This is a genomic window from Bizionia sp. M204 (genome assembly GCF_023205095.1).
GTDB lineage: Bacteria > Bacteroidota > Bacteroidia > Flavobacteriales > Flavobacteriaceae > Algorimicrobium > Algorimicrobium hallyeonense.
Genome location: NZ_CP046242.1, coordinates 1,938,255 through 1,959,411, shown reverse-complemented (window position 1 = coordinate 1,959,411; position 21,157 = coordinate 1,938,255). Strand labels below are relative to the sequence as shown.

Annotated in this window: 25 protein-coding genes and 5 tRNA genes; 27 read left to right on the top strand and 3 right to left on the bottom strand. The window is 34.2% G+C overall.

The window, feature by feature from the left end; translation table 11 throughout:
* The first annotated feature begins 167 nt into the window (after positions 1–167).
* Both GMA17_RS08895 and GMA17_RS08890 read left to right on the top strand, forming a co-directional pair.
* A complete protein-coding gene (locus tag GMA17_RS08895; RefSeq protein WP_248395246.1) occupies positions 168–1,148 on the top strand; it encodes a PLP-dependent cysteine synthase family protein in 981 nt (326 codons plus the stop codon).
* Between the two features lie 75 nt (positions 1,149–1,223).
* The gene (locus tag GMA17_RS08890; RefSeq protein WP_248395245.1) at positions 1,224–2,078 is read left to right on the top strand and encodes a T9SS type A sorting domain-containing protein; all 855 of its coding nucleotides are present in this window, start codon (positions 1,224–1,226) and stop codon (positions 2,076–2,078) included.
* Between the two features lie 9 nt (positions 2,079–2,087).
* Here GMA17_RS08890 and GMA17_RS08885 read toward each other — a convergent pair whose 3' ends face one another.
* From GMA17_RS08885 to GMA17_RS08875, 3 genes are read right to left on the bottom strand one after another with little or no spacing between them, the layout of a single operon-like run.
* A complete protein-coding gene (locus GMA17_RS08885) occupies positions 2,088–2,471 on the bottom strand; it encodes a DUF3037 domain-containing protein (RefSeq protein ID WP_248395244.1) in 384 nt (127 codons plus the stop codon).
* A complete protein-coding gene (locus GMA17_RS08880; protein ID WP_248395243.1) occupies positions 2,461–3,240 on the bottom strand; it encodes a HipA family kinase in 780 nt (259 codons plus the stop codon). The genes GMA17_RS08885 and GMA17_RS08880 overlap by 11 nt, the downstream gene beginning before the upstream one ends.
* Before the next feature lie 34 nt (positions 3,241–3,274).
* Positions 3,275–3,808, bottom strand: coding sequence for a CIA30 family protein (locus tag GMA17_RS08875; protein ID WP_248395242.1), 534 nt, complete (start codon positions 3,806–3,808; stop codon positions 3,275–3,277).
* Between the two features lie 95 nt (positions 3,809–3,903).
* Between GMA17_RS08875 and GMA17_RS08870 the strand changes: the two genes are divergently transcribed.
* The 25 genes from GMA17_RS08870 to nusG all read left to right on the top strand — a co-directional run bounded on the left by GMA17_RS08870 (position 3,904) and on the right by nusG (position 21,094).
* A complete protein-coding gene (locus GMA17_RS08870; protein ID WP_248395241.1) occupies positions 3,904–5,175 on the top strand; it encodes a DUF2851 family protein in 1,272 nt (423 codons plus the stop codon).
* Between the two features lie 16 nt (positions 5,176–5,191).
* Positions 5,192–5,419: a PspC domain-containing protein gene (locus GMA17_RS08865; RefSeq protein WP_066251082.1), complete on the top strand. Its 228-nt coding sequence runs from the start codon at positions 5,192–5,194 to the stop codon at positions 5,417–5,419.
* Between the two features lie 2 nt (positions 5,420–5,421).
* Positions 5,422–6,444 carry a TrkA family potassium uptake protein gene (locus tag GMA17_RS08860; protein ID WP_248395240.1) on the top strand — a complete coding sequence of 341 codons (1,023 nt, stop codon included), beginning with the start codon at positions 5,422–5,424 and terminating at the stop codon, positions 6,442–6,444.
* Positions 6,445–6,540: 96 nt separating this feature from the next.
* Positions 6,541–8,610 carry an amino acid carrier protein gene (locus tag GMA17_RS08855; protein ID WP_248395239.1) on the top strand — a complete coding sequence of 690 codons (2,070 nt, stop codon included), beginning with the start codon at positions 6,541–6,543 and terminating at the stop codon, positions 8,608–8,610.
* Between the two features lie 18 nt (positions 8,611–8,628).
* Positions 8,629–9,498 carry a helix-hairpin-helix domain-containing protein gene (locus GMA17_RS08850; protein WP_248395238.1) on the top strand — a complete coding sequence of 290 codons (870 nt, stop codon included), beginning with the start codon at positions 8,629–8,631 and terminating at the stop codon, positions 9,496–9,498.
* A gap of 21 nt (positions 9,499–9,519) precedes the next feature.
* Positions 9,520–10,689 (top strand): acyl-CoA dehydrogenase family protein, encoded by a 1,170-nt coding sequence (locus GMA17_RS08845; RefSeq protein WP_248395237.1) that lies wholly within the window; start codon positions 9,520–9,522, stop codon positions 10,687–10,689.
* Between the two features lie 146 nt (positions 10,690–10,835).
* Positions 10,836–11,030: a hypothetical protein gene (locus tag GMA17_RS08840; RefSeq protein WP_248395236.1), complete on the top strand. Its 195-nt coding sequence runs from the start codon at positions 10,836–10,838 to the stop codon at positions 11,028–11,030.
* Positions 11,031–11,324: 294 nt separating this feature from the next.
* Complete coding sequence (locus tag GMA17_RS08835; RefSeq protein WP_248395235.1) at positions 11,325–12,752, top strand: carboxypeptidase-like regulatory domain-containing protein; 1,428 nt, start codon at positions 11,325–11,327, stop codon at positions 12,750–12,752.
* A 289-nt stretch (positions 12,753–13,041) separates the two neighbouring features.
* A complete protein-coding gene (locus GMA17_RS08830) occupies positions 13,042–14,694 on the top strand; it encodes a T9SS type A sorting domain-containing protein (protein WP_248395234.1) in 1,653 nt (550 codons plus the stop codon).
* Between the two features lie 6 nt (positions 14,695–14,700).
* Complete coding sequence (locus GMA17_RS08825) at positions 14,701–15,108, top strand: hypothetical protein (protein ID WP_248395233.1); 408 nt, start codon at positions 14,701–14,703, stop codon at positions 15,106–15,108.
* A gap of 269 nt (positions 15,109–15,377) precedes the next feature.
* Positions 15,378–15,530: a hypothetical protein gene (locus GMA17_RS08820; RefSeq protein ID WP_248395232.1), complete on the top strand. Its 153-nt coding sequence runs from the start codon at positions 15,378–15,380 to the stop codon at positions 15,528–15,530.
* A 6-nt stretch (positions 15,531–15,536) separates the two neighbouring features.
* A complete protein-coding gene (locus GMA17_RS08815; protein ID WP_248395231.1) occupies positions 15,537–15,947 on the top strand; it encodes a hypothetical protein in 411 nt (136 codons plus the stop codon).
* Positions 15,948–15,976: 29 nt separating this feature from the next.
* Entirely contained in the window at positions 15,977–16,384 is a 408-nt protein-coding gene (locus tag GMA17_RS08810; protein ID WP_248395230.1) for a hypothetical protein, read from the top strand.
* A 29-nt stretch (positions 16,385–16,413) separates the two neighbouring features.
* Positions 16,414–16,536, top strand: coding sequence for a hypothetical protein (locus tag GMA17_RS15405; RefSeq protein ID WP_256476036.1), 123 nt, complete (start codon positions 16,414–16,416; stop codon positions 16,534–16,536).
* An 87-nt stretch (positions 16,537–16,623) separates the two neighbouring features.
* Complete coding sequence (gene rpsU, locus GMA17_RS08805) at positions 16,624–16,818, top strand: 30S ribosomal protein S21 (protein ID WP_092209590.1); 195 nt, start codon at positions 16,624–16,626, stop codon at positions 16,816–16,818.
* Between the two features lie 134 nt (positions 16,819–16,952).
* On the top strand, positions 16,953–17,846 hold the full coding sequence (locus tag GMA17_RS08800) for a tyrosine-type recombinase/integrase (RefSeq protein WP_248395229.1): 894 nt from the start codon (positions 16,953–16,955) through the stop codon (positions 17,844–17,846).
* A gap of 39 nt (positions 17,847–17,885) precedes the next feature.
* Entirely contained in the window at positions 17,886–18,188 is a 303-nt protein-coding gene (hpf, locus tag GMA17_RS08795; RefSeq protein ID WP_248395228.1) for a ribosome hibernation-promoting factor, HPF/YfiA family, read from the top strand.
* A 102-nt stretch (positions 18,189–18,290) separates the two neighbouring features.
* Positions 18,291–18,364, top strand: a tRNA-Thr gene (locus tag GMA17_RS08790).
* Between the two features lie 40 nt (positions 18,365–18,404).
* Positions 18,405–18,486 (top strand) — tRNA-Tyr (locus GMA17_RS08785).
* A gap of 183 nt (positions 18,487–18,669) precedes the next feature.
* Positions 18,670–18,742: transfer RNA gene (locus tag GMA17_RS08780), tRNA-Gly, on the top strand.
* Positions 18,743–18,823: 81 nt separating this feature from the next.
* Positions 18,824–18,895: transfer RNA gene (locus GMA17_RS08775), tRNA-Thr, on the top strand.
* 55 nt (positions 18,896–18,950) lie between these two features.
* The gene (gene tuf, locus GMA17_RS08770; RefSeq protein ID WP_248395227.1) at positions 18,951–20,138 is read left to right on the top strand and encodes an elongation factor Tu; all 1,188 of its coding nucleotides are present in this window, start codon (positions 18,951–18,953) and stop codon (positions 20,136–20,138) included.
* Positions 20,139–20,199: 61 nt separating this feature from the next.
* Positions 20,200–20,272, top strand: a tRNA-Trp gene (locus GMA17_RS08765).
* A gap of 58 nt (positions 20,273–20,330) precedes the next feature.
* A complete protein-coding gene (gene secE / locus GMA17_RS08760) occupies positions 20,331–20,528 on the top strand; it encodes a preprotein translocase subunit SecE (RefSeq protein ID WP_248395226.1) in 198 nt (65 codons plus the stop codon).
* Between the two features lie 11 nt (positions 20,529–20,539).
* On the top strand, positions 20,540–21,094 hold the full coding sequence (gene nusG, locus GMA17_RS08755) for a transcription termination/antitermination protein NusG (RefSeq protein ID WP_092209600.1): 555 nt from the start codon (positions 20,540–20,542) through the stop codon (positions 21,092–21,094).
* The last annotated feature ends 63 nt before the right edge of the window (positions 21,095–21,157 follow it).

The window sequence follows — 21,157 nt, the reverse complement described above, 5'->3', positions numbered from 1 at the left end:
TTTATGAATCTCCACGTTTCTCCACAAATCTCCATGCAAAAACTCCCTATCAAAAAACCTTTCGTGCTTTCCTATCAAAATCATACCTTTGCAATTCTAAATTAAGAACACATGTAAAAAGGTACTCGCTATTGTTTAGTGCGAACGATTATCTTAAAAACTCATATATGGATTACGTAGAAAATATACTAGGAACCATTGGTAATACACCCATGGTAAAATTAAATAAACTAACAGCAGATTTACCATGTTTGGTATTATCTAAATACGAAACTTTTAATCCCGGAAACTCTGTTAAAGATCGTATGGCTTTAACCATGATTGAGGATGCGGAAGCAGACGGACGTTTAAAACCAGGTGGAACGATTATTGAAGGAACGTCAGGAAACACAGGTATGGGATTAGCTTTAGCTGCTATTGTAAAAGGTTACAAATGTATTTTTGTGATTTCAGATAAGCAGTCTAAAGAAAAAATGGATATTCTTCGTGCCGTTGGAGCAGAAGTAGTTGTGTGTCCAACAGATGTGGAGCCAGATGACCCAAGAAGTTATTATTCTGTTTCCAAACGATTGGGTGAAGAAACACCAAATTCTTGGTATGTTAATCAATATGATAACCCAAGTAATGCCAAAGCACATTACGAAAGCACAGGTCCAGAAATTTGGAAACAAACCGATGGAAAAATTACGCATTTTGTAGTTGGTGTTGGAACAGGCGGAACTATTTCTGGCGTTGGTAAGTATTTAAAAGAACAAAACCCGAATGTAAAAATTTGGGGAATTGATACGTATGGAAGTGTCTTTAAAAAATACCATGAAACAGGAATTTTTGACGAGAAGGAAATTTATCCATATGTAACCGAAGGTATTGGTGAAGATATTTTACCAGAAAATGTGGATTTTAGTATTATAGATGGTTTTACCAAAGTTACGGATAAAGACGCGGCTATATATACCCAGAAATTAGCCAAGGAAGAAGGCATGTTTTTAGGGAATTCTGCAGGAGCAGCAATAAAAGGCTTGTTACAGCTTAAAGAGCATTTTACAAAAGATGATGTAGTTGTTGTTTTATTCCACGATCACGGAAGTCGTTATGTTGGAAAAATGTTCAACAACGAATGGATGGAGAAAATGGGTTATGTTGAATAAGGTTTCAATTAACCTTTTGGAAGATTAAGTCCTAAAAGTTATTTTTTGTACCTTTAAAGTGCTAGATCTATTTGTATGAAACATATTTACTTTTTTATATTTATTTTTATTAACATTTCTACTTATGCGCAACAACATCAGATTCAGATTGAGTTGGTGGATGAAAATGTTGGGTATTCATTAACGGTTGGAGGACAGTATTCAAACGAATCCAATGATGCAGGTTTAAATCTAATATTTCAAAATCATAACGTTACGTCTTATGAAATGGTCTATGGTTATACAAATGAAACCATGATGGATAAATTAGGTGTTGTAAGTTGTGAAGACTGTGACGTGGAGCAGTTTTTGCAAGACTTAACAAATTATAATTCAGTAATAAACTACGTTGATATATTTTCTGGGGATGTTTTGTCTAATGGTTTAGTTCTAAATCTAGTAGACAATAATGTCGGCAGTTTTGTGTCATACTCCAATGAAATAGCCGTTACAAATGATGGAGGATTAAATCAAATATTTTCTGATTATAATGTGCGTCTTTATGAGAATGTAAATGTTGGAACTTCCTATGAACAATATGAATTGGTATGTAATTGTGATGCTAATTTGCTTAAGCAAGAATTAGATAGTTATTCCACCGTTGTTTCAATTACAGATTATGTTTATGCATCCTTTTTATTATTAACTGCAGATATAGAAAGTCAAGGAGTAAAAATTTATCCTAATCCGTTCACAAACACGATTAATTTAGATACAGTAACTCCAATAAAAACGATTGAGGTTTATAACATATTGGGAAAAAGGGTTCATGTTTCTTCAAAGACTCGTAATTTTGAATATTTTGCACCAACCTTAACACGCGGTATTTATCTTTTAAAGATTATTAACCAAAATGGTCAAACTTCAACAAAAAAGTTGATTAAGAATTAAGAACGAATTTTACAATACAAACGATTCAAAGAGGCCTTCCAAGGTCTCTTTTGGATTTGTACAGAGTCCTGAATGTGTTTTGGAGCATTGAAGAATGGTGCTTTTGGAAGCTGCCAACCATCGGAATCTATCAGAAACTTCCATTTTTTCAATAACGCCTCCTGAAGGATTACCTTGGCAAACGGACTCCCAGACTTTTAAATAACTCTCAATTTCAGCTTTATCTATGTCGCTTGAATATGCGGCTAGTTTTTTAGGATTTATATAATACTTCATGCCTAGAAATTTTTTCCGCTTCGAAAAAAGGATCACACCAATATTAAAGAATTCCTCCCGTTCAACTTTAGGAACCAATCTTATAATGGTATATTCAAAAGTAACGTTATCTGGCATCTTCAGCTTCTTTAACGAGTTTATCAATCATGGCAAGTTTGGCCTTTAAATAGGTGGTATAAGCTGCTCTCATGTCGTTTGGAGAAAACGCATCTGCGTCACTTTCAAGCCAATCTTCTGGGATTAATGAAATAATTTCTTCAATTTTCTCCGTGTTAAGTTGTGTTGTAATGTGTTGAGAAGCTTCATTTAAATTATTGGCAAACTCTAGTAATACATGATCTTTAATAAGTGGAAACGTTCTCGTTAAATGGTTTTCCCATGTTTGCCAATTATGGTGAAAATAAAAACTAGCACCATTATCAATAACCCATAATTCTTTATTCCAACTTAAAAGGTTGGTGTTTTTAGCGGTTCGGTCAATATTACTAATGATGCTATCCATTAAAACTATCTTGGAAGCCGTTAAAGAATCAATATGGGTTACTAACGGATCAAAAGTAATAGCACTAGATAAATAGTGAAGTCCGAGATTTAAACCCACACTAAATTTGAGTAAATCTTGAATTTCCTCATCAGGTTCGGTTTTGCTGAAGGAGTCGTCTAGATTCATGAACACCAATTCAGGCACATGTAAACCGATAGCGCGTGCAATTTCGCCACCAATAAGTTCGGCTATCAATGCTTTTTTGCCTTGACCAGCACCTCTAAACTTTAAAACATACAAGAAGCCATCATCCGCTTTTACTATGGCAGGAAGCGAACCGCCTTCGCGCAATGGATTGATATATTGCACTACATTTACCTGTCGGATTTCTATTGTATTCATGAATTCGAAGATACTAAAAAGTTCAGATGAAATTTTACTTTACTAACACAATACTCTCTATTTCTAATTGGAATTTTTGCGGGTTTTTAGTACCGATTAAAAAACCAATTTCTTCCATATTTTTACCAGGGAAATTGGGCATGTCTAAATTTCGACCACGGAAAACAGCAGGCATATTAGTAAAGGCAATGTCTATTGTTTCCCAATCTCCAGAGGTTTGAAATGTGGCTACATAACTATGTCTGTTATTTTTGTCGGATTTTACACGGAATTGATAGGGATTACCATCACCTTTTATTCGGATTCTAAAACGTGTAAAACCTTCGTGATTTTTTACATTACAATCGTGTCTAACAGAAGAAAAACCACCATTATTTTCTAATGATATTTCGCCTTTAAAAATACCATTTCCAGCTTCATTAATACTAAACGTGCCATTAGATTTTCCGCCCATAACCACATCATCAAGAATATACCAATCGGTTTGTTTACTATCTGTATTAAATTTATAAAGTGTCATAGGTGTTTGTGTTAAAAGGATTACGGTTATAAAAGCAAGATATTTCATGTAAATAGTTAGTTTCCGCTTATTTTTAGTTTTTGTAAAAATACGAAACTCGCAACACAGCACCATAATTAGTTTAAAATATGTAAATTAGAAGGATGCAAGAAGCGTTTTTACATTATTTATGGCAGTTTAAAAAGTTTCAGCTTTTGAATTTGAAAACAACTCAAGAGCAGCTTATTACTGTGGTAAATTCAGGACAGCACAATCAGCTTTCTGGCCCTGATTTTTTTGCAGCGCAACTTAAAATTGATAATCAGCTTTGGGCAGGAAATGTAGAAATTCATATTAAATCTAGCGATTGGTATGTGCATCATCATGAAAAAGATCCTGCGTATCAAAACGTGATACTTCATGTGGTTTGGGAACACGATACCGATGTTTTCAGAAAAGATAATACCGTAATTCCAACATTGGAACTGAAGCATCATGTGGATAAAAAATTACTTAATAATTACCATGAACTCTTCTCTAAAAAACAATCATGGATAAATTGCGAAAATGAATTTAGTGATACACCAGACTTTTTATTGCAAAATTGGTTGGAACGCTTATATATAGAACGTTTAGAGCAGAAGTCCGTTGCAATTACGCATTTATTGAAAAAATCAAAAAACAATTGGGAAGCCGTATTGTTTGCCATGCTCGCTAAAAACTTTGGTCTTAATATTAATGGTGATGCGTTTTTAAGCATGGCACAATCTATAGATTTTGCTATCATTAGAAAACTTCAAAATAAACCTGAAGAGCTGGAAGCCTTATTTTTAGGTCAGGCCGGGTTATTAAGTTCAGAAAGTAATGAGCCTTATGAGCTGCAATTGAAGGCGCATTATAAATTTTTGAAAAACAAATTTCAATTGGATAATAGTTTGGTAACACAACCGCAGTTTTTTAAGTTACGGCCTCCTAATTTTCCAACCATACGCTTATCACAATTGGCCGTCTTATATACTGAAAATGACGCATTGTTTTCAAAAATAATGGATTGTAAAACCCTTGAGCAAATTTATAAGCTTTTTCAAGTGGGCTGTTCTGAGTTTTGGAGAACACATTTTACGTTTCAAACGACTTCCAAACCATCAAAAAAGATTTTGACTAAAAATTTTATTCACCTATTAATTATAAATACGGTTGTGCCTTTAAAATTTGCCTACAATAAAAAACAAGGAACAGATGTAGTTTCAGAACTACTAGAACTTATGGCACATATTCCTTCCGAAAACAATACCATTGTAAATAAGTTTAACCAATTGAAACCAATGCCTAATTACGCCAGTGTTTCACAAGCGTTATTACAGCTGAAGATGCAGTATTGCAATCCAAATAAATGTTTACAATGCGCTATTGGAAATCGCTTAATAAGCAAATAAATTATTACATTGCAATATGAATTTTTTTTATAATGCCTTACTTTATTTTCAAAAGCGTGGTTATTACGTTTGCCAGCGTATAGCTGACCGCATGGGTATTCGTGCCAAGGTTGTAAGAACCTCATTTATGTATCTCACCTTTGTGACATTAGGCTTTGGTTTTGCCCTCTATTTGTTTATTGCTTTTTGGATGCGAATAAAAGACTTATTATTCACAAAGCGCTCATCAGTGTTTGATTTATAAGTATGAGAAACTTCGTTTTAAATCTTTTTCGTTCTAAAATAATAATAGCAATTGTCTTGTTAATTTTATTGCTTTTAGTTGGCGTTATAGGGTTTATGATTATGTCCGGTTACCGCTGGGTAGACGCGCTTTATATGACAGTAATAACCGTTACAACGGTAGGCTTTGGCGAAGTCCGCCCTTTGGATGATGCTTCTAAAATATTCACTATTTTTTTAATTCTTACTAGTGTTATTATTGTTGGTTATGCTATTAGTGTGATTACCGAATATATTTTGAGTAAAAATAATTTTGAAGATTTAAAACAAAAGAAAATGCAAAAAAAGATTGATAATCTTTCTGGTCATATTATTATTTGTGGCTATGGCAGAAACGGCAAACAAGCTGCACATAAACTAATGGCTTATAAAAAACCTTTTGTGGTAATTGAACGGGATAAAGAGGTTATTGAAAAATTCCAAAGTGAAATGGTGCCATTTGTTCATGGAAATGCCAATGAAGACGAGATTCTTTTACAAGCAGGAATTGAGAAGGCTACGACGTTAATTTCTGCATTGCCTAATGATGCGGATAACCTATTTGTGGTATTATCTGCTCGGCAAATAAATCAGGATATGACAATTATTAGTCGTGCATCTCAAGAAACGTCTTACAACAAGTTGAAACTAGCTGGTGCTAATAATGTTATTTTGCCAGATAAAATAGGTGGAGATCACATGGCATCTTTGGTGGTTGTTCCCGATTTAATTGAGTTTATTGATAACTTATCTATTGTGGGGAAATCCAATATTAATATTGAAGAAATTGCGGTGAGTAAATTCTATGATACAACGGAAATTCGTACCATTCGCGATTTGGATTTACGTCAAAAAACAGGTTGTAATGTTATAGGTTATAAAGATGAAAATGGCGATTATATTATTAATCCAGAAGCCGAACAACGCCTAATGCCTAATTCTAAAGTTATCGTGCTTGGAAGGCCAGAACAGATAATGAAGCTTAATTCAGTTTACAACATCCGTTAATCAAATTTTGTTTTTAACAACAGATGTTTTAAAAACTCATTTTTTTTTAGCATCTTGTCCTACTAATTTAAAAAAAACTAACTAATAAAAAATCTTATGAAGAAAATTCTTCTTTCAATTTTTACTGCAATTCTGCCCATAATAGCGTTTGCGCAAAATTTTGAAATAGAAGGGCAAGTCTCAAACCCTTCATCCACAATTAACGATGGTGTTGTAACAATTACGGTTAAAGGTGGAGTAGAGCCTTATACCTATCGCTGGAGTAATCAAAGTACACCATTAACTTCTAATAGAGCTATTGGGCTTACGGAAGGAGTTCCGTATTCAGTTGTTGTTACAGATGCTGCAGGAAATAGTAAGACCGTGGTTTATACGGTAGAAACGGAAGCAATTACAGAGGTTTTTAATGGTACCATGACACCGGCCGTTAGTGCGCTAGGTTCGGTGCTTTTTTGGGATCCTTTTGCTGCAATAGGAATTTATGATCCAGTTGTCTATGCAGACAGCAAGCAAATAGGTATTCCAAATTGGACGAACGAAGTTCAAAATAAATATACACTTAAGTCTTGGCTTAAAGGCGATGGTGAAAATGTCCTTAAAGATGAGCCAATTGCCGTTATTCAGGATATGGCTGGAAATGATATTACGGTAAACTCATCAGCAAAAGGAAAATTAAAGCATTTAACCGCAGAAGGAAACGTTATTTTTAATTCAGATAATGCGCAACACGTAATTGAACAAGGTGCTCATAATTTCGCACAAGTAACTTATGATAAGCCAGTTGTTTTAACCCATCCAAATGGTGACCCACTAACAAAACCTATTTCATTTATTGTAATTTGGTTAGTATTGGGGGCGTTATTCTTTACAATTAGAATGGGCTTTATTAATATCCGTGGATTTGGACATGCTATTGATTTAGCACGTGGAAAATATGACGATCCAGATGCACCTGGACAAGTTACACACTTTCAAGCTTTGGCAACAGCCGTTTCAGGTACTGTTGGATTAGGAAATATTGCTGGTGTAGCCGTAGCGGTATCCTTGGGAGGAGCAGGCGCAACTTTCTGGATGATTGTTTGTGGATTATTAGGGATGTCAACAAAATTTGTAGAGTGTACTTTAGGTGTTAAATATCGTGATATTCTGCCTGATGGTCGTGTGTTTGGTGGCCCCATGAATTACCTACGTTACGGGCTTGAAAAGCGTAACATGAAAGGATTTGGAAAAGTGCTTGCAGGTATGTTTGCCGTTTTAGCAGTTGGTGCTTCTTTTGGAGGTGGTAATATGTTTCAAGCCAATCAATCTTTTGAGCAGTTAGCAGGTCAGTTTCCTATGTTAGAAGGTAACGGGTTCTATTTTGGTGTTATAACCGCAATTTTAGTAGGAGTTGTTATCATTGGAGGTATTAACAGTATTGCCAAAGTAACAGGTAGAGTAGTTCCTGTAATGGCTAGTATTTATGTGGTTGCTGCCCTTGCCGTTATTATTATGAATATTCAAAATATTGGCCCAGCTTTTACGGCTATTTATGAAGGTGCTTTTAGCCCTTCAGCTCTTAAAGGTGGCGTTATTGGTGTATTAATAGTTGGTTTCCAACGTGCCGCATTTTCCAATGAAGCAGGTGTAGGTTCTGCAGCTATTGCTCATAGTACAGCTAAAACAAACAATCCACCATCGGAAGGTTTTGTGGCCTTATTAGAACCATTTATTGATACCGTTGTTGTGTGTACATTAACGGCTTTAGTATTAATTTTTACTGGTATGCATGAAGTAGAAGGTATGGCTGGTGCGCAATTAACATCTGATGCTTTTGGTAGTCAAATATCTTGGTTCCCATATGTGTTAGCGGTAGCGGTATTCTTATTTGCATTTTCAACTATGATATCATGGTCTTATTATGGAATGAGAGCTTGGACATACTTATTTGGTAAGAGTAAGAAAATTGAATTTATATATAAAATGTTATTTTTAGTATTTGTAGTTATTGGAGCATCCGTTAGTTTAGGAGCTGTTCTTGACTTTTCAGATATGATGATTTTAGCCATGTCGTTTCCAAACATAATTGGTCTTTACATTATGTCTAGTGAGGTGAAATTCGATTTAAACGAATACATACAGAAACTAAAAACTAACCAATTATATAAAAGGTTGGATAAGAAATAAACTTCTAAATTAATCATTATGAAATCCCATTTCACGTTTACTAAAAAACAGCGAAATGGGATTTTTTTGTTAATCGCTATCATGGTGATTCTTCAAGTTTTGTTTCACTATTATAATAAAACATTAGATGGCAACAACCATGATGCGCTCATCAATACCGAACTCCAGCAGGAAATTGATTCTTTAAAATTGGTTCAGATTGAAAATTCTAAATTCAAAATATTTCCTTTCAACCCTAATTATATAACCGACTATAAAGGCTATACTTTAGGCATGAGCAATGAAGAAATAGATAGACTTCATAAATTTAGAGCATCGGAAAAATGGGTGAATTCGGCATCAGAATTTCAGCAAGTAACCAAAGTGTCTGATTCGCTTTTAGCCGTTTTATCACCAAATTTTAAATTTCCAGAATGGGTTACAAATCCGAAACCGAAACCTTTCAATTCTAATAACTACAATAGCAAACCCAAAACATTTGGGCAGAAAATTGATTTAAACCAAGCAACAGCTTCTCAATTAAAACGTATTTATGGTATTGGTGATGCCTTATCCGAGCGCATAGTTTCCTATCGCGAAAAAATAGGCGGTCAATTTATTGCTGATGTAGAACTAACGCAAGTGTATGGCTTGTCTGCTGAGGTCATTGAACGCATTCAAGAACAATTCACTGTAAAAACACCAAAACCCATTGCGCGTTTCAATGTAAACACAGCTACGCGAGATGAGTTGGTTACCATTCCATATATAGATTATGAAGTGGCGCACAACATTATAGAGCAACGAATTCTTCTGGATGGCTTTAAATCATTAACCGATTTAACGAAAGTTAAAGACTTCCCTGTAAACAAGATTGAGATAATTACGTTATATTTGACACTCGAATAATTATACAAAAAACCAAAATTTATGAATACTATGTACTTCACCGAAGAGCATAACTTGTTTAGACAGAGCTTAAAAGATTTTTTACAGAAAGAGGTAGTTCCACATATTGAAAAATGGGAGAAAGACGGAACTGTTGAGCGTTTTATTTGGAAAAAATTCGGGGATATGGGCTTCTTTGGTGTTAATTATCCGGAAGCGTATGGCGGATTAGATTTAGACTTATTTTATACAATCATTTTTCTTGAAGAACTGCAAAAAGTTAATTCTGGCGGTTTTGCAGCCAATATGTGGGCGCATGCTTATTTGGCAATGACACACGTAAATGCTGAAGGAAGTGATGCTATTAAGGAAAAATATTTAACAGGAAGTATTTCTGGTGATATGATTGGTTGCCTTTGTGTAACCGAACCTTTTGGTGGTAGTGATGTGGCAGGAATGCGCACAACTGCTGAAAAGAAAGGTGACACTTATGTCCTTAACGGATCCAAAACTTTTATTACAAATGGGGTTTATAGCGATTATTTAGTAGTTGCCGCTAAAACAAATCCGGAGTTAGGAAACAAGGGAATTAGTATGTTTATTATGGATCGTGATACACCTGGTATTTCTGCAACCAAATTAGATAAATTAGGATGGCGAGCAAGTGATACTGCCGAAATTGCTTTTGATAACGTGACCATTCCTGCTGAAAATTTAATGGGTGAAGAGAATAAAGGGTTTCCATATATCATGCAACATTTTGCATTTGAGCGTTTAATTATGGGCGTAAACTCACATGCTCGCGCTGAATTTGCTTTAGATTATGCCAAGAAATATATGAGTGAACGTTACGCCTTTGGAAAGAGTATAAATAAATTCCAAGCCTTACGTCATGCCTTTTCAGATGCATACGCAAGTATGATTGTATGTAAAGAATTTAACTACTCTATTGCCTACAGAATGAATAAAGGTGAATATGTGGTTAAAGAAGCAACGATTTCCAAATTGCAATCTACCAAAATGGCCGATGAGGTGATATACCAGTGTCTTCAATTTTTAGGTGGTTATGGTTATATGGAAGAATATCCTATGGCACGATTATTACGTGATAGCCGATTAGGACCAATTGGAGGTGGTACATCTGAAATTTTGCGAGAAATTATCGCCAAAATGACGTTGGATGGAAAAGATTATAAGCCAGCGACGAAATAACTTCGAAAGTTATTTTGGCGAAAATGCTAAAAGAAATTATCGCCAAAATGACGTTGGATGGAAAAGATTATAAGCCAGCGACGAAATAACTTCGAAAGTTATTTTGGCGAAAATGCTAAAAGAAATTATCGCCAAAATGACGTTGGATGGAAAAGATTATAAGCCAGCGACGAAATAACTTCGAAAGTTATTTTGGCGAAAATGCTAAAAGAAATTATCGCCAAAATGACGTTGGATGGAAAAAGATTATAAGCCAGCGACGAAATAACTTCGAAAGTTATTTTGGCGAAAATGCTAAAAGAAATTATCGCCAAAATGACGTTGGATGGAAAAGATTATAAGCCAGCGACGAAATAACTTCGAAAGTTATTTTGGCGAAAATGCTAAAAGAAATTATCGCCAAAATGACGTTGGATGGAAAAGATTATAAGCCAGCGACGAAATAACTTCGAAAGTTATTTTGGCGAAAATGCTAAAAGAAATTATCGCCAAAATGACGTTGGATGGAAAAGATTATAAGCCAGCGACGAAATAACTTCGAAAGTTATTTTGGCGAAAATGCTAAAAGAAATTATCGCCAAAATGACGTTGGATGGAAAAGATTATAAGCCAGCAACCAAGTAAATAAACTTTAAATGACAAATCGTTTTAAAACCTCTTTTTTAAGTATCCTGCTACTTGTTATTGGAACATGTGCTTCAGCTCAAACCGAATTAACAAATACGGTTCTAGAAGGGAGCACGTTTCAACCTATAGAAAGTGCGAGTATTTATGTTAAAAATACAACTATCGGAACCGTTTCAAACGCGGATGGTAAATTCTTATTAACCGTACCAAACAAGTATAAAAAAGATACGTTAATTGTATCCTCAATTGGATTTAAAAGTTATAAAATCCCGGTTGATGAATTTGATGCCTCTTTTGAAATTTATTTAGATGAAGATGTAGCATCTCTAGACGAGGTATTATTAATAGCAGAAACTAGACCAAAAACGGGTAAGGATATCGTCATGCGTGCTATTGAAGAGTTGCCAGAAAACTTGCCGGATTCGTCTTATTTACAAAAAGGATTTATGCGTCATAAAGAGCGCAATAAAAAGGAATTTAAATGGCTTATTGAAAGTGCTATTACTTTGCACGATTCCAATTACGCATCCAATACGGCAGAAAATCTTAAAATTAATGTGGATCAGGTTCGTAAAAGTTATGATTTACGTGATGTAGATAGTTTATTAGCATACACATCTTATTTAAAAAATAAATCCAAGAATATCAGGTTTTCAAAAAATAATTTAAGGCGTGATACCATTAGAACCAGTTCCTTAGTAAAGGCTATTAAATGGAATGATAATCGTACCAACGGATTAGAAACCTTATTTCAAGGAAAATTAAACATGGTTCGTAATGCGGGAAATTCACGTGCGTTGTTTGGCGAGGATATCATGAGCAAACACCAATTTAATTTGGATACGGTTCTAGTTGAAAATGACCGGAAGATTTATAAAATTCAAATTTCAGAAAGTTTTGAATATGTGAATTTGGAAACACCAGGAATTTTCAATGATGGTTATCATCCAAAAGGATGGATTTATATTTATTGGGATACATATGCCATAAAAAAAATTGAATATGAATTGGTTGCCGCTTCCAAAGCACAACGCAGCAGAAGTAAAACATTATATGATACAGATATCACTCATAAATTGGTGTTGAGTTATAAAGAGTATCAAGATAAAATGTACTTGAATTATGTGTATTATGAAACACCAAAACTGGTAAATGTAGGTGTTGCAATAGATGATCCTAAAACGGAAATTGACGAATCGGCCATTAATAAAGACGAACGTTATTACTATACCGTTCAAGAAATTTTGTTCACAGAAATTATTACAGATGATGCGCAAGTAAAGGAAGCATTAGCCAAACCATGGGATTCAGATTTGTTTTCGCCGAAACCTTATGATAAAGACTTTTGGAAAAATTACAATACTTTATTAGAGAGTAAAGAAGAAGAAAAACTCATTCAAGATTTAACCAAGCGTTACGCGTTGTTTAAAGATTAGCATTTAGAGTATCCATATTCTAGAAAACAGAAATAGCTTAACCTTAAGTTGTTTCTGTTTTTTTATTTTAGTTAAACATGCATAGCTATTTTAAATTTTTAACAAATATACATTGTGCAGATGGTCTAAATTTCACTTTATTCCTTGGTTTACTGTAATTTATACTCTATATTTAGGAAGCCTTTAACATAAAATCACGTTTTATGACAGCAACTTTACTTACCAAACGCCAAACGCCAAACGCCAAACGCCAAACGCCAATAATTTTGGCTTATTATTGCTTTTAGTCATGTTCTGTGTACCAAATTTGAGCTCGGCACAAAGTTGGTGTGGAACACCAGATGTTGTTAATGCGGTTCAAATTCCTTTAAATTATCAAAAAAGAATTAATAATGCTCCCGTATGTCTTAATATTAAATTTCATATTGTTCGTCAAAGCGATGAAACAGGCGGTTTTAATCCAAGTAATATACCTAATATCCTTAATAGGCTTAATGGCGATTACAATGCTCATAATATTTTTTTTAACAGCGTAGGGTTTGATTATATTAATGATGATGTTTATTATGATTTAAGCGGTACAGAAGATCAGGATTTATTGCTTCTAAACCATTCAACCACTGCGTTTAATTTTTATATTGTTAATGCAGCACCTTACAGAGGCGTTAGTATGTCTCCCACAGAATTTATTGTGAAGGCAGTGGACGCCGAAAGCAGTATTTCGAGTCATGAAATTGGTCATTGTTTTAGTTTATACCACACGCATAGAGGTATGGGAACTGGAGGAAACAATCAGGAAAAAATACCACGAGGCGGCTTGAATTCAAATTGCAATACGGCAGGCGATTTATTATGTGATACACCTGCTGATCCATATTTGCTTGCTCCCGCTAATTCTCCATATGAATATAAAGTAGATTCAAATTGTAATTATTTCTTCAATGAAATGTATCAAGGTTACATGTATGATCCCGATACTCATAATATTATGTCTTACTCCAGACCCGAATGCATGGACAACTTTAGTCAAGGTCAAGTTAATAGAATGCATTATTTTATTGATTCCACATCAGTACTTCAGAATATTTTAAGTACGTCGTGCATCGTACCAGAAATTGTTGGGGAAGAATTCATTTGTGGGTCTACACCAAATACATATTTATTAAACAGTAGCACCTCTGTTTCGAATTGGTTTGTTACATCAAATTTAAATATTGTTAGTCAAAATTCATCTTCAGTTACAGTTACTGCACTGCCCAATGAAATTGGTACGGGTACAATAACGGCTAATGTAAATGGTGCGATTATCACACATAATGTAATGTTGACTAAAAAGCCATTGTTAACCCAACATATTATTCAAGGTGGTGCCGACAACGTCACCTTTAATAGTTTTGACGGGTTTACTGTACAGCAGCCACCACAGTTGGGGCTTACATACCAATGGACACTAGTAACCACTAATTTAGATTGTAGTAATGGTGGTAGTTTGCCTTCTATAACTGGAGCGTCGGGCAATCCCTTCACATCAGGTTCTTATATTACTATTAACCACGGTAGTTGTTCAGGTACGTATAGGTTGCGTTGTAAAGTCATAAACGAATGTGGTGTTGATAATTACCTCGATAAAGAAATTAATGTATACAATCCTGATATTTCAGATCCTTGCGCTTCCAAAATCAGCTTATATCCCAATCCGTCCAAAGCAGGGAATGTTACTTTAAAAATGCACTATCCAGATTTACCATGCGATAATAATAAAATGGCAAGCACGCCTTATACCGTTGGTGTGCATGACATTTATGGCGTGCTTCTATTTCAAGAAAAGAGTGCATCTGAAAAGCTGACATTAAAAACTGAAAAATTGAAATCAGGTTTGTATTTTATTCATTTGGTAGATGCACGAGGTAACGAACAAAAAAGAAGTTTAATTATAAAATAAAAGGTTATGAAAAATTATATAAGTATTTTAATGATAGCGCTACTCGTGTTATCTTGTTCCAAAAATGACGATACTAATGATGTTATTCCAGACGCAGAACACAAAATAGTAGGAAAGTGGCAGAATATAGCGTTTATGGACGATGTAGCACCTTTGGAATGGGAGCAAGTCGAAAATGGAGAGATTGTTGAGTTTTACGCAACAGGAGAAATAGGGCCATTATCAGATCCTAATGAATGTACTTCATTAACATATCAGGTAAATGAAACTGACGGGCAAGATGATGAAATAAATTATTATTGTGATGGCGTATTGACAAAAACGCTCATTTTTGAAATAAACGCTATGGATGAATTAATAATAAAGTACGCATTGGAACATAGAAAATTTACTAGAGTTACAAGCGAGAACTAATTCAAGATTTAACCAGGCGTTACGCTGTGTTTAAAGATTAGCATTTATGGTATCCATATTCTATAAAACAGAAATAGCTTAACTTTAAGTTGTTTCTGTTTTTTTTATTTTAGTTAAACATGCATAGCTATTTTAAATTTTTAACATATATACATATTAACACTTGGTCGAAATACCATTTCATTAATTGCTTTGCTGTAATCTATTTCCTATATTTAAGAAACTTTTAACATTAAGGTACTATTTGTCAAATACCATATTCCTTTGGTGTGCATGACATTTATGGCGTGCTTCTATTTCATGAAAAGAGTGCATCTGGAAAGCTGACATTAAAAACTGAAAAATTGAAATCTGGCCTGTATATTATTCGTGTGGTAGATGCACTAGGTAACGAAGAAAAAAGAAGTTTAATTATAAAATAAAAGGTTATGAAAAAGTATATCAGTATGTTAATGATAGCGCTAGTCGTGTTATCTTGTTCTAAAAGTGATGACGATAATGATGCTGCTGCTCCAGTAATAGATCATAAAATTGTAGGTAAATGGCAGCTGATAGCTGAAAACGATGATGTCCCACCATTTGAATGGGAGTCTATTGAAAATGGCGGTTTTTTGCAATTTTTTTCCAATGGTACCCTCATGGTAACTCCAGATGATAGTAGTTGCAGTATTAAAACTTATGAAATAGTAATTATTAAAAATATTTACGATCAATTATTGAGCTATTGTGATGACGAATTAAACTCAACGATACCATTTCAAATAAATGATGCTGATAAGCTATTGCTTATCTATCCCTTAATTACATTTAAGTATAAAAGAACAATAAATAATAATTAAACATCGAAGCGTTTGAACAATTAAATGTTATGAAAAATTATATAAGTATTTTAATGATAGCGCTACTCGTGTTATCTTGTTCCAAAAATGACGATACTAATGATGCTATTCCAGAAGCAGAACACAAAATAGTAGGAAAATGGCAGCTGATAGCTGAAAACGATGATGTTCCACCATTTGAATGGGAGCCTATTGAAAATGGTGGTTTTCTGCAATTTCATTCCAATGGCACGCTTGTAGGTACGCCAGCTAATAGCAACTGTAATAGAGAAACTTATGAAATAGCTGTCGTTTTAGATTCAGACGACTATGTATTAACTTATTGTGATGGCGAATTGAATTTGGACTTGCCGTTTCAAATTAATGATGCTGATGAGTTATTGCTATTATATCCCTTTATTACATTTAAGTATAAAAGAACAATAAATAATAATTAAACATCGAAGCGTTTGAACAATTAAATGTTATGAAAAATTATATAAGTATTTTAATGATAGCGCTACTCGTGTTATCTTGTTCCAAAAATGATGATGATAATGATGTTGTTCCTGCGCTGGAACATAAAATTGTTGGTAAAAGGAAATGTTAAACAATTTTTTTATTTTTTCATTGCAGAATTTAAATTTGTTACTATTTTTGCATCCTGAAAATTCTAAAAGAGAGGAGGTTAAGGACTATGTTAATTATACCCATTAAAGAAGGAGAAAATATAGATAGAGCGCTAAAACGTTACAAACGAAAGTTTGATAAAACGGGAACAAAACGTGCTTTAAATGCGCGTAAGCAGTTTACAAAGCCTTCAGTAGAGCACAGAGCTCAAATTCAGAAAGCACAGTACATACAGCGTTTAAGAGATCAGGAGAATATCTAATCTCTCAACCTATTAAAAAATGAATCCTACAGAAATGTGGGATTTTTTTTTGCTTTGAATTTAAAGACCAATTAATCTTCGTAATTTTACAAGTAAGCAGATCAAATAATAATCTAAATTATACACGAACTCTCATGCCATTTCAACCTTTTATAGATTATTTACTTTTGGAAAAACACTATTCCAAGCTCACTGTGAAAGCCTATGAAAAGGATTTAAATGATTTTCTTACCTTTTTATCGGCAACCTATCAGACACAGGATATGTTGTCTGTTAAGTATCCAGAAATTAGGAATTGGATTGTAAGTTTAGTGGATCAAAAAATAAGTAATCGGTCTATAAACCGAAAAATTTCAGCATTAAATTCGTATTATAAATTTCAATTAAAAGTGGGAGATATTACAGGAAATCCACTTTCAAAACATAAAGCATTAAAAACGAGTAAGAAAATTCAAATTCCATTTTCGGAAGCTGAAATAGCATCAGTTTTAGATGAATTGAATTTTGATTCCAGCTTTGAAGGTATTAGGAATAAGTTAATTATTGAACTTTTTTACTCTACAGGAATTCGTCGGATTGAATTGGTAGAGATTCAGTTAAACCAAATCGATACATCCAACCAAACCTTGAAAGTTTTAGGAAAACGAAACAAAGAACGAATTATTCCCCTATTAGATTCTGTTATGGAAACCATACAACAGTATTTAAAAGCTAGAATTACATTAGAAAACATTACCGACAAAAATCATTTCTTTTTAACACAAAAAGGCGTTAAAATTTATGAAACACTTGTCTACCGCATAATAAATGATTATTTTAGTTTAGCATCTACCAAGGTAAAAAAGAGTCCACATATTTTAAGGCATTCATTTGCTACTCATTTACTAAATCAAGGTGCCGATTTAAATGCTGTTAAAGAATTACTTGGTCATTCCAGTTTAACCGCTACACAAGTTTATACACATAATAGTATATCCGAATTAAAGAAAGTGTATTTAAAAGCGCATCCACGAGGTCAGAAAAATTAGCAGCAAAACACATTTGTTTAATATTAAAAATAGAACCGTATGAAAGTAAACACCCAGTCCGTTAATTTTAATGCAGATCAGAAACTGTTAGACTTTATTCAGAAGCGCATGGACAAATTAGATTTGTATTATGATAAAGTTATCCAATCAGATGTTTATTTGAAAGTAGAGAACACCAGTGATAAGGCGAATAAAATCTTTGAAGCACGTGTAAATGTACCAGGAGATAGTTTTGTAGTAAAGAAACAATGTAAAACTTTTGAAGAAGGTGTAGATACGGCTGTAGCCTCGCTTGAACGTCAATTAAAGAAACGAAAAGAAAAATTAAGATCACATTTATGATAAAATTTTTGAAAAAATGTTTTGAATAAAAAAATAATTCTATACATTTGCAGTCCGTTAGAAATAGCGGGCTTTTTTTTAGCTCCAAAAAGATGCTAAAAAGCCGATGTAGCTCAGCTGGCTAGAGCAGCTGATTTGTAATCAGCAGGTCGTGGGTTCGAGTCCCTCCATCGGCTCAAAAAAAAGTTTTTTTTGAAATATTGAATTAAAGTGATTGGGGAGATACTCAAGCGGCCAACGAGGGCAGACTGTAAATCTGCTGACTACGTCTTCGCAGGTTCGAATCCTGCTCTCCCCACAAAGCTTTTAAATAAGCTGCTGATCAAAAGTTTGCTTTTGTAAAGCAGTGTTTAAAAGCTAAAAAAAATTCAAAACACGTTTTTTGAAATTTCGTAAAAGTTCGCTTTTACAGGATTATGAAAGTAATCTAGAATTGAAATAATAAAACACCTTTTGGATATTGAGAAATATTCAAAGAAATGCGAGAGTAGCTCAGTTGGTAGAGCGTCAGCCTTCCAAGCTGAATGTCGCCGGTTCGAACCCGGTCTCTCGCTCAAAAAATTCCTTACAAAGGAGGAATCTCTTCTTTTAAGGTTTGTCTTTGTTTAGGCATGTAAAAGAAATAAAAACTTTACGCCGGTGTAGCTCAGGGGTAGAGCGTTTCCTTGGTAAGGAAGAGGCCACGGGTTCAATTCCCGTCATTGGCTCTTTTAAAATTGAATAATTAAGTACTAATATAAATAAGATTAAAATAAATTAAACATGGCAAAGGCAACTTTCGATCGTTCAAAACCACACCTTAACATAGGTACTATTGGACACGTAGATCACGGTAAAACAACTTTAACTGCTGCTATTACTAAAGTATTAGCTGATGCAGGTTTTTCAGAAGCAAGATCATTTGATCAAATTGATAACGCTCCAGAAGAAAAAGAAAGAGGTATTACAATTAATACTTCACACGTAGAATATGCGACGCAAAATCGTCACTATGCACACGTTGACTGTCCAGGTCACGCGGATTACGTAAAAAACATGGTAACTGGTGCAGCACAAATGGATGGTGCTATTTTAGTGGTTGCGGCTACTGATGGTCCTATGCCACAAACAAGAGAACATATCTTATTAGGTCGCCAAGTAGGTATTCCTCGTATCGTTGTATTCATGAATAAAGTGGATATGGTTGATGACGAAGAGTTAATCGAATTGGTTGATATGGAAGTTAGAGATTTACTTTCTTTCTATGAGTACGATGGTGATAATGGACCTGTAATTGCTGGTTCTGCATTAGGTGCTTTAAATGGTGAGCAAAAATGGGTTGATACAGTTTTAGAATTAATGGAAGCTGTTGATAACTGGATTGAAGAGCCACAACGTGAGGTTGATAAGCCTTTCTTAATGCCTATTGAAGATGTTTTCTCTATTACTGGTCGTGGAACTGTTGCTACAGGTCGTATCGAAACTGGTATTGCTAATACAGGAGATCCAGTTGAGATCATCGGTATGGGTGCTGAAAAGATTACTTCTACAATTACTGGTATTGAAATGTTCCGTCAAATCCTTGATAGAGGTGAGGCTGGTGATAATGCAGGTATCTTATTAAGAGGTATTGAGAAAAGTCAAATTTCAAGAGGTATGGTAATCTGTAAGCCAGGTTCTGTAACACCACACGCTAAATTTAAAGCTGAGGTTTATATCTTGAAAAAAGAAGAAGGTGGTCGTCATACGCCATTCCATAATAACTACCGTCCACAATTTTACGTTCGTACAACGGATGTAACAGGTAACATTGCTTTACCAGAAGGTGTTGAGATGGTTATGCCAGGAGATAACTTAACAATTCACGTTGAGTTAATTCAGCCAATCGCAATGAATGTTGGTCTTCGTTTCGCTATCCGTGAAGGAGGAAGAACAGTTGGTGCTGGTCAGGTAACTGAAATTTTAGATTAATATTATCTAATAAATATAGAGTTAAGGTATTCCGTTTTTCGGAATACCTTGACTTGTATTTACGGGTTTAGCTCAGTTGGTAGAGCACTGGTCTCCAAAACCAGGTGTCGGGAGTTCGAGTCTCTCAACCCGTGCAATTTATGAAGTAAATATTTTATAATTACTTCCTGAAAATTAAAAACATATTAAACAATGGCTGGAATTGCAAACTATATAAAAGAATCATTTGGAGAACTAAAAAACAATGTGACTTGGCCAACATGGGCAGAAGGACAGAAGTTAACAGTTTTAGTAGCAGTGTTCTCTATCATTTTTTCACTAGCTATTTGGGGTGTTGACACGGTATTTAGCAAAGCAATAGGATTTTACTTTCATTGGATTAACGGTTAAAATAAAATTTTATGTCTGAAGGAAATGAGAAAAAGTGGTATGTCGTTAGAGCTGTAAGCGGTCAAGAAAATAAAATTAAAGCTTATATAGAAACGGAAATAGCACGTTTAGGATATGAAGATTTTGTTGAGCAGGTTTTAGTTCCAACGGAAACAGTAATCCAAATACGTAACGGTAAGAAAACAAACAAAGAAAAGGTTTATTTCCCAGGTTACATCATGATAAAAGCAAATTTAACTGGAGAAATTCCTCACATTATAAAATCAGTAACAAACGTTATTGGCTTTTTAGGAGAAACAAAAGGAGGAGATCCAGTGCCATTAAGACAATCTGAAGTAAACAGAATGTTAGGTAAAGTTGATGAGTTATCATTAGAAGCTGATACAAATGTGGCTATTCCATTTAATATTGGTGAAACCGTTAAAGTTATTGATGGACCATTCAATGGATTTGATGGGACAATCGAGAAAATTAACGAAGAAAAGCGTAAGCTTGAAGTAATGGTGAAAATTTTCGGAAGAAAAACACCATTGGAATTAAGCTATATGCAAGTAGAAAAAGTATAATAATTGTTACAATCATAAAGTGTAATCTTTAGCTTCAAAAAAAGAGATTACAAAAAAACTAAA